Source organism: Bacillus sp. NTK034 (genome assembly GCF_017303275.1).
GTDB lineage: Bacteria > Bacillota > Bacilli > Bacillales > Cytobacillaceae > Cytobacillus.
This window is the reverse complement of record NZ_JAFKOJ010000005.1, coordinates 17,923-30,926: the sequence shown is the minus strand read 5'-3', so window position 1 is coordinate 30,926 and position 13,004 is coordinate 17,923. Positions and strand designations below refer to the sequence as shown.

Genomic DNA, 13,004 nt, shown 5'->3' with positions numbered 1-13,004 from the left:
GCCGGAAGAGTTTTTCGGGCATGGATTTGTCTTTATTTACCTATAGAATTTAAGGGGATCCGGGAATATAATCGAATGGAATTTATTATCAGTTCAGTTAAAAGGAGGAGGGTTATATGAAAATTGGCAGAACGGTGATCTCGTGTCTGGCAGGAGCGTGCATCTTTTCAGCAGTGCTTTTTTCAACCGGAGCAGAGCCGGCTAATGCCGCAGCTTCACCGGCATATGCTGAAACCCTGGTAAAACAATCAGAAAGTTATGCAGGGTCTCTTAAGTGGGCCATTTCTATTGAAGGAACAGGTGATGGCAAGACAATACCCTGGGGCTATTACAATGGGACAAAAACAGCTTATGCCAATGCAATAAAAGCAGTTGGAAGCCTTCCTAATAGTGCGAAAAAGACAGAGCTTCTAAATCGGCTGGAGCAGAATGTCAATCTATACATCAGTGTTCAGCCTGGCAAGGTGGGGCGGGCAGTGGCTTATATTGATGCAATCAATGCAGGTGTCAAAATTGAGAAGGCGAAACTTTCCCTTAAAAACCAGCTCGAAAAAAACATCGTAAACGATGAGACAGAAAAGTTATATCATAATTTGTCATGGGAGCTTAAAAAGCAGTCGTATCTGCTGGACCGGGTATACGGCAAGACCACCCGTGACTTAATCCGCCAGCATTTTAAAAAATCGGCCGAACAGGTTCGCTGCCAGGCACTATACCCTGTTTCCATTAAAATGGCTTTAGATAAAATGAAAACCCATATGGACAGCGGAAACCTATCCGAATCCAAAAGATATCTGGATGAAACATATGCTTTATTTGTAAATGGTGAAAAGACAGGCAATCTGCTGCCTTCTTCAGTCATCTATAAGACTTTAATGCAAGCATACAAAGAATATAAAGCGCTTATCAGCGAATGGGAGCAGGAAGAAGTAACGCTGGAGTCGGCATTTGTACGTTATTCAGGCAGTGAAGGAACCCACCTGACTATCAGTAAAAATCATACAATGATGCTGAGTTTAACAGATGCCTATCCGCTCGAATCATTGGAATTAAATTTGTCTGCACCAGCCAAAAAAGCAGATGTTTATGTTACCAGGGAGATGAATGGGGAGGAAGCTACTGAAAAAATTCACTCAGTGGAAAAAGCTGACCGGCTTTCAGTAGATTTATCTCAATCTGAGCTTTTCAAGCTGCCCGACCCAGCTCTGAAAGAGAATGATGGAGCTCCTGGCCGCACTTTCCGCTTCAAAGTGGATGTTACAAACCTCTCCGGTGAAACAAAATCTTATTACGCGAATCTGGGAATAGGTGCATTCAAATACGGAAGCGGCTTTAAAAGTGGAACCTATTACACTGACTATGGCTACTCAATCGATGTGGCAGGTCCGTTTACACTCTTTGACCATGGGAATGGCTTAGTCTACATCCCAAGTGATGAAAGCTGTTTAATTGATGACCCAATAGAGGGAACAGTGATTTGTGACCCGACCGGACACTTAAGTCTAAGAACGCTTGAACAGGGAACAGACATTGATGCCATGAAGCTTGAGGCGCTGCAATCATACGGCACACCAGTGAAAGATGTGGAGGACGAACTGCTTCCTGGAACCCTCTATCATGTTCATACTGCCGCGAATGATTTTTACATGTATGAGATGGTCATCAGCCATAACGGCCAGCTGCTTCAGATTAATTATTCCATTGAGCGCAATGCGGAATATGTGAGAGATGGAATTGAATCTATGTTAAAGAGCATTAAATAATTTGCACTAGGAGAGTGTACGGGTGAAACGCATATTTACCTCCATAATGATAGTAATCTTACTTTTTACAGCTTTTCCTTTCCAAAAAACAGAAGCCGCCTATACATACAGCCAGGCGGAAAAGCTGGTGGTCCAGGCAGAAAAATTGGCTGGAGCGCTAAAATGGCAAATTTCTGTTGAATACAATAAAACACTCGCAATGCCTGATATGAAATTGTTCAACAGTACAAAAGCTGCATTTAGCACAGCGCAAACAGCTGTTAATTCATTAAAGGATTCAAGAAAAGCGGCGCTTCAGTACCGTCTTGACCAAAATGTGAAGCTCCACATTAACCGGGCCGTTGCCTATATTGACGCCCTGAATGGCGGCAAAAAAATCGAAAAGCTGTCCAATGAGCTTAGGTATCTGATTAAAGAAGAAATCTATATGATCCGCATGGATGACCTGTACCATGAGCTTTCCTATGAAATCCGCAAACAGGCAATTCTTCTGTACAGAGTATATGGCAAGTCCACCCGTGAAGCGATCTTGGCCAAATACAAGCTTCCGGCTGAACAGCTGAAAAGCAAGGTCGCCTATTTTGTAACAGTCAAAGATCTCGTGGACAAAGCAAAGCTGGAAATATCGAAGGATGAAGTGGATATCTACTTGATGATCAATTATCTGGATAAAGCCAACAGCATGCTCGAAAAAATCACCCCTGAGCATGCGATGAGGGCACTGCAGTCGGATATTGTAAATCTTTCTTCTGAATTGAGCTTAATAAGTGAATACTATTTTGAAGGCCCGATGATTGAAGGATTGAACACAGAAGACGGTTTTCAGGAAACAATGATTGTGATTTTTGACATGGCCGACTATCTTCAGGAGGAACTCTACCTCCTTGAGGAACCGCTTAAATACCAGGAAACAAGAATGGTAACCTTTGAGTTTGAAGGCTTTGAATACACGGTCCTCCTTTATAAAACGGATGAAAATCCCTGGGTGAGGCCGGACTATTACACGCTGGATATAACTGAGATTTAGCAAAGCAGCTCTCCGATATGGAGAGTTTTTTAGCGGGTAAATGTGAACAATGCGAATAGAGAACTTCATTCTGCAAATATACTTAGGTTTTTGCAAATAAAGTGTCAGTACCTGCAAATAGGGAATGAAAACTTGCAAATAGATAATGTGATTCTGCAAATAGTTATTTTTAACTAAAAACAATTAAAGTAAATTATGAAAACAAGACTATATACTCAACTTTACGAATCTATAACCTTAAAATTACCTGCGCCTAAATATTTACAGTATAATAACTTTGATAAAAAATGGAAGGATGGTACAAAAAAGTGAATAAATGGTTGGTTGTTATTCTATCTTTCTTAATGCTGTTCGGCTTTACAGCACCTGCAGCAAGTGCGGCAGAGAGCAATACGTTCTGCGATCAGTACAAAGGGGTGAAGAAGATCTGGTGGGACGGAGTGGAATTAAAGTCCGGCCAGATTGGCCGTTTGACGGTTTTAAAAGACACTACACTATACAAACTTCAGGGAGAGAAAAAGGTCCCTTCCCGCACTTTGAAGAAAGGCGAGTTTTACCGTATTTATGCCTTTAAGCCAGGGAAGCTCAGTGTGGGCGGCGGCTATTATGTGGACCGCGACACAAAGGTGAAATATGAAACGCCAAGCAAAACAAAATTAAGAGCAGCTCAATGCATCCATAACCCTTATGGGAAAAAGGGCAACCCAACAACTGTGGGTGTAACCTGGGACATGACGGTTAATGACTGGCTGGATGGCAAAAAGAAATACCAGATTACCATGACAGAAGCAGTGACGGATGCCAATCAGGCATGGCAGATGATTGAACAGGCAAATATGTTCAACTCCCCTCCGCCTGCAGGAAAGAAATATATTCTTGCTAAATTCAAAATTAAATTAATTGAGTTTGAAGGAAAAACATTTGATTCCTGGGCGGTCAGCCAGGCTATGTTTGATACGGTAACACAAAAAGGCGCACTGAATGACCATTACATCGGCATTGTTCCGCCAGGCCCTGAACTCCAGGAGCTTTATAAAGGCGGCCAGACCGAAGGGTGGGTTCCGTTTGTCGTTGATGCCAATGACAATCCTTATATCGTGTGGAACCGCGGCTGGGATGATGAATTGTGGTTCAAAGTACAATAATGAATTGATTTGGCCTTCTCCTCCGAGAGGGCTTTTTTCACTGCAAAAGTCCGCCCTCTCATCCGATAAGATAAGTAGAATTTAATAAAGAGAGGACGGACAAGCATGCTAAGAAAAAAATACTATACTGCTTTAATGGCTCTAATTCTATTCTTCAATATCACTGCTGCATCAGCATCTGCGGAGCCGGTGGAAGAAGCGAGGGAGCTCATCAAAGAGTATTACGTGGAAGAGCTGCCGGACTGGGTTTTGGCAAAACCATCGATTAAGGAAATGGTCCGCTATCTTGATCAATACTCGGTTTACATGTCAGCTGAAGAGTTTGCCGATTTTACAAATGCCATTGAACAGCAGCTGGTTGGCATCGGTGTTGTTTTAGAGGAGAGCGAAAGCGGGATCCGAATCATGTCCGTACTACCGGAGGGGTCTGCCGCAGCAGCCGGGCTGAAACCAGGGGATATCCTGGTGATGGCAGATGGAACGAGCCTTTCAGGTGAGTCTGTACAGACGGCAATTTCGCTGATAAGCGGTAAAGAAAATACCAGTGTCACGCTCACTTATATCAATAGTGAAACAGGGAGCCTGCACACAATATCCGTTCCGCGAAAGGTAATCCAGCTTCCAAACGTGGAGGCCCGAATGCTCGGAGGGAATATTGGCTATATCCGTTTAAACAGCTTTGCCATGAATGCTTCAAAGGATATTGCATCGGCCATCCAGAAGCTTGGACCGGCAAATGGCTGGATCTTTGATATTACCAATAATGGCGGCGGTTATGTTTCCGCTGCCCAGGAGACGGCAGGCTTTTTTCCGGGAGTAACGAAAGCATTCCAACTGAGGTATAAAGGAAATCAGGCTCAGGTTTATCATGCAATCCGGCAGCAAGTGGGCTTTACCTCTCCCGTACATATATTAATCAATGAAAACAGTGCCAGTGCATCCGAAATGGTCTCTGCTTCCGTTAAGGAACAAAAAGGAGCTATTTTTTATGGGCAGAACACATATGGGAAAGGCTCCATGCAATCACTGTTTACCTTAAGTGATCAGAGCGTTCTCAAACTGACCACCGCCAAATTTTTCTCCCCAAAGGGATCTCCGGTACATGAAATTGGCGTTGCTCCGGATATTGAAACAGCTGCCGGCGATGAACTGTTCATCTCACACCGTGATCAGCTGGTAAGCGGGTTAAAGGGATACAGGAAGCTTCCCATGTTAAAAGATGTTCCCGTAACCAAGACATTCACAGTAAAAATGAATGCCGGCATGCAATGGAGCGGTTTAAAGAATGGCGATGTTCAGCTGATCAAGCTTGGCGGCAGTGAAGTAGTCATAGAGGTGGAGATCACCGATGAAAAAACAATTAAAATCATTCCGCAGAAACTTCTCGATTCAAAAGGAAAATACATGCTGATCATCCATCCAAACTGGAAAGGAAAAAATGATCGGAAGATGAATCAAGGTATCTTCTTAGAAGTAACAGTTAAATAATAAAATTTCCAATATTATCATGATGAAATTAGCAACATTTCAAATTATGATAAAGATATTCTGGCAGAAAATAAAAATTCTGGAAGATTAACAAATTCATAGAAAAGGTGGAATAAACAAGTGGGCAAAAAAATCAGTAAAGCAGTCAAATTGGCAGGGGCAGCGGCCATTGCAGCTTCAGCTTTCGCAGCCGTTAACCCGGCTCAGACAGAAGCAGCTTCAGCAGTCGAGAATCTGGTATTAAAGGCAGAACAGAATAAAGTGCCTCTTATCCGTGCAACTTCGGTAGACTATGATGCAGATGCAGTCACACAGCCATGGGCTTTATACAACAAAGCCAAGAAGGATTACGCAGCAGCTAAAGCAGCAGTCAATAAATTATCAGGAAAGCAAAAAGTGCAGCTGAGTGCCAGACTGGATACAGTAAAGCTGTATATCGACCGCACAGCCGCTTATATTGATGCCATCTCTTCAGGGAAGAAGCTTCTAAAAGGCACAGCGGAAATGGAAAAATACCTGGATGAAGGAAAAATGGCAGAAGCAACAGCGGCTTATCATAAACTTTCGTATGAAATAAAGAAGCAGGCGATTATTCTTTACCGAGTGTATGGACAATCTACAAGACAGGCAATCCTTGATACATACAAAGCGCCTGCAGAGGATGCGAAGTTCCAGGCGCTTTACCCTGTAAGCATTCATATTGAACTGGATCGATATGAAGCGGCGCTCGAGAAGGAAGATTTTGACCAGGTGATCATTCATGATCAAAATGTAAATGAATGGCTGGAGTATGTGGATAATCAAGAGCTCTATGACTTGCTTGAAGACCGTTACAGAGAGATCATCGCTTCTTACACGGATGGCCTTGAAGACGTTGCGGAAATTGGATTTTATGATGATGCTTTTTATGTAACAGGCCTGCCTGGAATGACTGCCTACGATATGATTGGCTTCTTTGACAGTGAAGGAAATGAGCTGTTCATCGATGGTGTGGAAAATGCATTTATTATTAAAGATGACAAGGGATACTTCACAGACCTTGGATCGCTGGCGCCGGCATATGCAAAAGAAGGCCTTAAAGAAACGGGATCTGTCAAAATCCAGCTGTTTGACCGTGAGACAAATGAATTGATCCTGGAAGAAACGATCGAAGTGAAGGATGGAAATCAGCTTTACAGCCTCGAAGAAGGAAAGATTGTCAATGCGGACGGCAAGGATGCAGCCTATACAGTAACAGGTCAAACCTACCAGTTCACACCAGCTGCAGCCATGACGTTTAACGGAGATATTATCGGCGATGAAGAGGGAGAAGAGCTAAATTTAAGCCAGTTCCCTGGCATTGTGTTTAAGTCTTCAGATGTAACAAAGTTCGTCGTGAATGCTGCCGGGAAAATTACTCCAGTGGCACCGGGGAAGGCTAATTTAATCGTGACATGGAATGAAATGGAGTATAAGCTTCCAATCGAAGTGAAATCCGCTTCTGCTGTTGCAGAATTTGGACTGGCTTCCGGAAAAACTAAGATTCTATTGAGCGGAAACACCAATTTTGATGCCTTAATCGACGCTGGCTACTTCACAGCAAAGGATCAATACGGCAATGAAGCGGATTTGAAAAATGTCAATGCCCAGCTGTTTACCAGCCAGGAATCAGTCTTCACAGCCAGCGGTGAAAACATTACCGTTACCGGTAAAGACGGTGATACAGCATCACTGATTGTAAAAATAAACGGCATTGTGAAATCCATCCCGGTTGCACTTGATAAAACGGCTCCTGTTTTAGAGGGAGCTGCAGATCAATCCGCTGTCAATCAGGCAGTAACTGTATCCACGAAAGCGGCGGATGTAGCCTCTGTTGCTGCTGCCAAAAATGGTGCAGCAATAGCAGGATATACCTTAGCCACACCTTTAACAGATGAAGGAGTTTATGAGGTAACCGCAACAGATTTTGCAGGCAACAAGAGTGTTCTTAAGTTTGAAATTGATAAAACAGTACCAGTATTAACGGTTTCGGGAACTGCAGGCGCACCTGTGATTACAGCATCTGAAGCACTTTACTATAAAGACTCTGCTGGAAAGCTTATCGCCATCCAGAGCGCAGAGCTTGACCAGAATCAGGCCAACGCCCTGTTTACTTACACAGGAACTGGAAAGCTGAAATCCGCAACTGTCAACTCGGAGCAGAATAAGTGGTCTTTTGTAACAGAAGGTACGGCAGCGGGCGATACGGTTCTTTACAATGATGAGGAATTATTTGATAAGGCAGGGAATAAGCTCGCCGGATCTGTTAAAGCTGCTTTTAATGGAAGTGCGTGGGTATTAAGTACACAATAAAATAGTAAAAAATGGCCGGACTCTCATTGCGAGTGTCCGGCCATTTTTTATTTCTTGAATTCTGCTATTCTTTCCAAGTAAACAGCTTTTACAGAAGCATCAGGAATCTGGCTGACCAGATTTTCTATTTCTGCGACTCTAGTATTATATTCCTCATCAGAAATCGGCTGTTTGCTCAATAGGTCGAGCTCGTCAATTTTCATTTTGGCGGTAATCGCAAATCGGAGTTTTTCAATTTCCTTTTCAGCAGGTGCCTTATAAGCAGCCAGGATGGCTTCTCTGGTTGATTGCCCATAAACTCTGTAAAGAAGCACGGCATTCTTTTTAATTTCATAGGAAAGCTTATGGAATAGGCTTTCTCCTGCATCGGACAGCGGATCAGCACTCATGGTGTTCTGAAGTTCATTCGTCATTGCCAGCAGCTTCTTTCCTGATGTGACAGCATCAATATACCCCTGTGCACGTTTATAATGAAGGACGACATTCGCATTAAGAGACGCCTGCAATTCATTTTTCTTCGCCGCGTCAGAAATGCGGATAATGGCTGTCTGAGCGGAATTCATATACTTTTTCGTACCGTTAAAGTATGTCATGTTCGGGTAATCCGTCACTTTTCCTGGATATTTATCCTTCCGGTAATCAATATGAATTTCCCATTTAAGACTGCCTGCATAAGAAATCGCTGTTTTTAAATCCCGTTCGGCAAAGCCAATGTTGGCTTTATTCAATACGGCAGATGATGGGGTCTCGTAGCGGATATACCCGCTCATATTTGTGACATAACCACCGCTGCAGATTTTATACTGCCCGCCATGCTTGCTGTCATATCCGCAAACCTTTAACCCTTCCAATGGCTGGAGCACTCTTGCTGCGGAAAGGCCGCTGCTTGTCCGGTTCCAAAGTGTAATCGGCTTAAGCACTGTCAGCTTCCCGGTCTGTCCTGGAATTAACTCCGCATCCCAATTCGTTTTCGGCACAACGGAGATGGCCTGCCGCCCCATTTGGACCCAGGATCCCTCAAAATTCTTGCGTGACACCTTTCGATGCTTTCCGTAGTAAAGAGGATCATTGATATAGACATATTGGCTGTCATAGCCTGTTACTAATACGGAATGCTCTTTATATGTAATGCGAAGCGGCCCGCTTGATGTCTGCCACGTCTGGAAGTAGCTGCTGGAGAGCGGCTTGAACAGTGTGTTTGTAATAACCCAAACCGGACTGCTATTATCCAGAGCCCGATAAATAGCGCTGGCATTGGATCCAGTCAGATTTACCACTCTGCCAGGCAGATACTTGTTAGCCAGATCATAGATCGGTCCATGATAAACGCCAAGCCCAGGCTGGCTGTATGTATACATATTGCCGACAAACCCGTCATACGGATTGCCGTGAAGGCCATTCTGCTTAAATGGCACCTTGCGAACCTCTTTGGCAAGCGTCATTTTAGGTGCATTGACACCCTGGCTTTCCAAAAGCATGGCTAGGCTCGTTACCTCACACCCTCTCGGCAGCTCAGGCATCTGCCTGATATGCGGTGCATCCACAAGTGTTTTAGCAGAAGCTTCCCCTGTACCAGCACAGATGAAGAGGATAAATAGAAAACTAATAAAATACCACTTTGACTTCAAAAGAACATAACCCTCCTTATGGTTCATCAGACAAATATTATTCTACCTTAATTTGGGTTAGTCTTTATTCCTTTTTTAAAATAAGGAATAAATGCATATGTATTCAAATTTCAGAAAAATAAACTGAGCCGAACTATATCTTTTCGGCTGATAAAAGATAAATATTTCCTTGAATACGCTAACATTAAAGTGAAATAGGTAAAAAGAATCACCGGTAATATAGCAATATTCTAAATAAGGCAGTTGTGTTACAAAAAAATTACTTAAAAACGGTGTAAAACCTTGATATGAAGCTATTTGTGATAATTATAAAACAAAAATGACATAATCATAGTCCGGAAGAATATAATCTTAAAGTGTGCTTTTATTGTTAATTGTGGTTTTAGAGGAAATAATTACTAAGTTTTATCTGCAAATAAACACAAGAAAATCCTAGAATTTCCTCTAAAAATGTATTATTATAGGAAATGTGAGAGGGGATGGAAATTAAACCAGTTATATAGTCCTCTGACACAATTCTACTAATTTTTTAGCAGGAAATAGACATATAGGTTGATATTTCCATAAAAGATTAGTATAATTCTCGTTAAGTTTGCTAGGCAATGATTAGCATTAGCCGAAAAGCTTAAAAACAGGTGTAAAGCCTGGCGATCATTGTACTACTTTTTATAATTGAAGGGAGAAAGACGAAACATGGCTAAAAAGAAAGCTATCAAACTAGCCGCTGCATCCGCAGTTGCTGCATCTGCATTCGTTGCTGCTGCTCCAGCTCAAACTGACGCTGCTAGCAATGTCGCTGTTGAAGTAAGTAAAGCTGTAACACAAATGAAGAAGGCATATCACACATACAGTGATGTAACTCAAAATGGTGAGTTTGCTCCAATCGCAGACGTTTACAAAGAGTACAACGCTGCAAAAGCTGCATACAAGAACGCTAAGGCTCTTGCAACAAAGGCTGGCGGAGAGCACAAAGAAGCTTACCTCGCTCAATTAGATGCTACATATAACGAGTACATCGCTAAGCGCGTTGTAACTTACATTGATGCATTCAACTATGCAACTGCTCTAGAAGACAAGAAAGAAGCTCTAGAAGCTGCTCTAGAAGGAAAAGAGTGGGATAAAGCTGAAGAGCTATACCATGAAATTTCTTACGAACTAAAAACTCGTACAGTGATCCTTCACCGTGTATACGGACAAACAGCTCGTGAACTTCTGGTTGAAGCATTCAAATTAGAAGCTCAAGATACTCGTGACAGCATCACGAACGAAGTATCTGTAAAAATGTACTATGACAATGCTGAAAAACTAGTTGCGGAAGATAAATTAGTAGAAGCAAAAGCTGCTATGGATCACGTTGCTGATTTCGTTGCTAAGCTTGACAAAGATACAGACTTCGGTGCTGCTCTTTTAACAAAAGTATCTAACGTGAAAGCGGCTTACGAAGCAAAATTAGCTCCAGTTGTAGAGAGTGTATCTTCAGTAAGTGCTACTCAAGTTGAAGTTAAATTTAATGTTCCTGTAGATAAAGCATCAGTTTTAGATGCAAACGGAGCAATTAAGTCATCTGCAACGTTTACACTTTCTGCACTTGATGGTCAGGGGCCTGTAAGTGTAACAGGTGCTAAGCTAAGTGCTGATGGTAAAGTTTTAACTCTTACAACTTCTGCAGCAGTTTCAAAACGTTATGATGTTGTAGTTAATGGCCTTAAGGCTGCTAACGGGAAAGATGTTGCTAAGTTCCAGAAAGTAGTTGCTTTTGATGCTGATACTACAGCTCCAGCTATCCTTTCTACTACTAAGAACTCTGCTAGCTCTTTCACAGTTAAGTTCTCTGAGCCACTTAACTCTTTAGGAACTGTATCTTACAAGCTTGCTAATGGAGCAACAGTAGCAGCTGGAAGCAATGGCGTAACTAATAACTTCCAATCTGGTGCACAAGAGGTTACATTCACAATCGGATCTGATGTAGCAGCTGGTAAAGAAGTGCTGGCAACATTCGTTGGCACACAAGACAAAGCTGGTAACCTATTAACTCCAAACCCTGCAACTGTTTCTTTCGTTAAAGGTTCTGCTGACGGAGTTGCTCCAACTGTTTCTGCAATTAGCCAAACAGGAGCAAAGACATTTACAGTTAAATTCTCTGAAGAATTAATCTCTGTTCCAACAGTAACTGTAAGTGGAACATCAGTTACTAATGTAGAGAAAGATGCTAATGATCCTACTCTATACAAAGTAACAACTGCTGGTGCCTTAAATGGTGCTCAAACTGTTGCTGTATCTGCATTCGCTGACCTTAGCGGGGAAGCTGGAACTGCTACAAGCAAAGTTGTAACATTTGTAAAAGATACAGCGGCACCTAAAGTAGCATCTAGTGCTGTAGTTGCAGATGCAACAACTAACAAAGAGTACTTAGAAGTTACATTTGACAAGGATGTTGTTTTAAATGCAAATCCAACTGTAAATGGAACTGGTTCATATGTTAAAGATTATGTAACAACAAATGTTAGCGCTGTTCAAACACCGGTTTCTCTTAAAGCAAATACTAAGAATGTAGTACGAGTAGAATTAGATGCATTCTTAGGTACTTCAACTGATGTTGAGGGAGCTGTGTATAATTTAACACTTTCATTCGCGAATGTTGACAGTGCTGCTGGTGTAGCCGCAGATACTGCTAAAGTTTCATTCACTCGCGGAAAAGATGGCGTACCAGCTAATACTGCTGTTGTGGGTGTAACAGGTGTAGCTCAAAGCCTAACTGATAACAACAAAGTTGAAGTTACATTTGATAAAGCTGTTGATGGAGCGTCTGCAACAAATGTTGCTAACTATCGCATCGATGGAGCCGTAGTTTCTTCAGTTACTCTAAAGCCTGCTGTAACAGCTAACGGAGTTACAACTCAAGTTGCTGTTCTGAACCTTCAAGCTGGTTCAAATAACTTCACAGGTGTTCGTAACATCAATATTAGTGGAGTAAAAGCACTAGGATCTTCTAAAGTAATGGATCCTTACTTTACTAACCAAGTGTCACTTAAAGAGAACATTGCTCCTACAGTGACGTCTGCAAAATTAACTGCTGTTGATACAATTACATTAACTTTCTCTGAAGTTGTAACTTCTGGCATTGCTGATGACTTTGAAATCCTAATTGGCGGAAAGTCTCAAGCTACTCCAGATACAGCTAATGTAGTTATCAATAACGGAGTTGCTACTATGACTATCAGCTCAATTGATGCTACAGAATTGGCAGCTGGAATCTCCTTGAAGACAGTATCAGCTTTGGATATTACAGATGCAGCTGGAAACAAACTTTCTGTACCAGCTAATGTTACTGTATCTCAGTAATAGATGTAGATAATAAGTGTAATAGGTAGTAAGATACCAATACACTTTCCTTCATAAGAGACATTGGAGAAATAGTTGAACTATTTTTCCAGTGTCTCTTTTTGTCTAATGGCATAAGAAAACTTCATATTGAAAATATGATCCTGTAACTGAAAGGAAAATAAGTATGCGGGAAAACCGGAAAAAAGGAATTTGCATTCCTACTCTTTTGCTAATACTTTATAACTTTTCGACCCATTCACGTATTTCATAAAGGCATTATGTTTAAATCCTCTGAATA

At 41.9% G+C, this 13,004-nt stretch carries 7 protein-coding genes; 6 read left to right on the top strand and 1 reads right to left on the bottom strand.

Annotated features, from left to right (window positions below; all coding sequences use genetic code 11):
- Nucleotides 1–116 precede the first annotated feature (116 nt).
- The 5 genes from JI665_RS15185 to JI665_RS15165 all read left to right on the top strand — a co-directional run bounded on the left by JI665_RS15185 (nucleotide 117) and on the right by JI665_RS15165 (nucleotide 7,754).
- The gene (locus tag JI665_RS15185) at nucleotides 117–1,763 is read left to right on the top strand and encodes a hypothetical protein (protein ID WP_206840503.1); all 1,647 of its coding nucleotides are present in this window, start codon (nucleotides 117–119) and stop codon (nucleotides 1,761–1,763) included.
- 22 nt (nucleotides 1,764–1,785) lie between these two features.
- Nucleotides 1,786–2,790, top strand: coding sequence for a hypothetical protein (locus JI665_RS15180; RefSeq protein WP_206840501.1), 1,005 nt, complete (start codon nucleotides 1,786–1,788; stop codon nucleotides 2,788–2,790).
- Between the two features lie 308 nt (nucleotides 2,791–3,098).
- The gene (locus JI665_RS15175; RefSeq protein ID WP_206840498.1) at nucleotides 3,099–3,935 is read left to right on the top strand and encodes a hypothetical protein; all 837 of its coding nucleotides are present in this window, start codon (nucleotides 3,099–3,101) and stop codon (nucleotides 3,933–3,935) included.
- A gap of 105 nt (nucleotides 3,936–4,040) precedes the next feature.
- On the top strand, nucleotides 4,041–5,423 hold the full coding sequence (locus JI665_RS15170) for a S41 family peptidase (protein WP_206840496.1): 1,383 nt from the start codon (nucleotides 4,041–4,043) through the stop codon (nucleotides 5,421–5,423).
- A 120-nt stretch (nucleotides 5,424–5,543) separates the two neighbouring features.
- Nucleotides 5,544–7,754 (top strand): cell surface protein, encoded by a 2,211-nt coding sequence (locus tag JI665_RS15165; protein ID WP_206840494.1) that lies wholly within the window; start codon nucleotides 5,544–5,546, stop codon nucleotides 7,752–7,754.
- Nucleotides 7,755–7,801: 47 nt separating this feature from the next.
- Here the strand turns inward: JI665_RS15165 and JI665_RS15160 are convergent, their stop codons facing one another.
- On the bottom strand, nucleotides 7,802–9,382 hold the full coding sequence (locus JI665_RS15160; RefSeq protein ID WP_244671212.1) for a C39 family peptidase: 1,581 nt from the start codon (nucleotides 9,380–9,382) through the stop codon (nucleotides 7,802–7,804).
- Nucleotides 9,383–10,075: 693 nt separating this feature from the next.
- On the opposite strand from JI665_RS15160, the gene JI665_RS15155 reads away from it, so the two are divergent.
- Complete coding sequence (locus JI665_RS15155; protein WP_206840490.1) at nucleotides 10,076–12,724, top strand: S-layer protein; 2,649 nt, start codon at nucleotides 10,076–10,078, stop codon at nucleotides 12,722–12,724.
- The last annotated feature ends 280 nt before the right edge of the window (nucleotides 12,725–13,004 follow it).